The sequence below is a fragment of the Chloroherpetonaceae bacterium genome, assembly GCA_025056565.1.
Taxonomy (GTDB): domain Bacteria; phylum Bacteroidota; class Chlorobiia; order Chlorobiales; family Thermochlorobacteraceae; genus Thermochlorobacter.
In genome coordinates this window covers 1-860 of the sequence record JANWWA010000045.1, presented here as the reverse complement: position 1 = coordinate 860, position 860 = coordinate 1, and the positions used below count along the sequence as shown (strand labels likewise).

Sequence of the window (860 nt, the reverse complement as noted above, 5' to 3'; positions counted from 1 at the left end):
ATGTCAAAGTCCAGACCATAAAAGATGCTTTGCAAAAAGCCATAAGCTTCTTGCAGAGCCGCTTCAGCTTCCTTTTCCTTGGTGATGTCGATTACAACACCGTTCCAAACTATATCGCCATTTTCCAAGCGGCTTGGTTTAGCGCGCAGAAGCACCCAGTGCGTGTCCCCTGTTTTTCGATGACGCGTTTGGACTTCCACTTCAAATGCTTCCATGGTGTGAAGCGACGCTTCACTTTTCTGGCGAAGTTGCGAAAGGGACTCAGGCAAGATCAACTGCATTAGAGCCTCAGGACTTTGAAGCAGTTCCTCAACCGTAACACCGGAAATAACCTCAACACCTTTGCTCACGTAGGTAAAACGCTGAGCGCCTGACGGAGTGATGACATACTGATAAAGTGCAACATTCGGCAAACTGTCGTTGACAGTGGCAAGAAGCGAGGCGGAGTCGCGCAGCGCTTTTTCTTTGGCTTTGCGCTCGGTGATGTCTTCCACTGCCGTAACCTTGTAGCGTTTGCCGTTCTCGAGCGTAAGCAGTTCAGCGGTAACGTAAATGTTGCGCAACGCGCCATCTTTGCGCTGCAAGAGCCATTCACCTGTTGGATTCTTTCCACCCGCAATAAATGCCGAATGCACGCCTGCCGCACGCAGTTTATCTTCGCTGGGAATCACGAGCGTAAAGTGCTTGCCAATGAGTTCCTCGCGTGCGTAGCCGTAAGTCTTGCAATAAGCGGGATTGACTTCCACGAAATTGCCTTGTTCATCAGTGAGACAAATGCCAATTGGCACAGTGTTGTAAAGCGATTGCAGAAGCGAAAGATTGTCGCGCAAGGCTTGTTCGGCTTCTTTTTGCGCCGTGAT

At 50.0% G+C, this 860-nt stretch carries 1 protein-coding gene; it reads right to left on the bottom strand.

Features of this window, described 5'->3' with window-relative positions; genetic code table 11:
• Window positions 1-860, bottom strand: an 860-nt coding sequence (locus NZM05_12580; GenBank protein MCS7014450.1) for a PAS domain S-box protein, incomplete at both ends; no start/stop codon positions are given.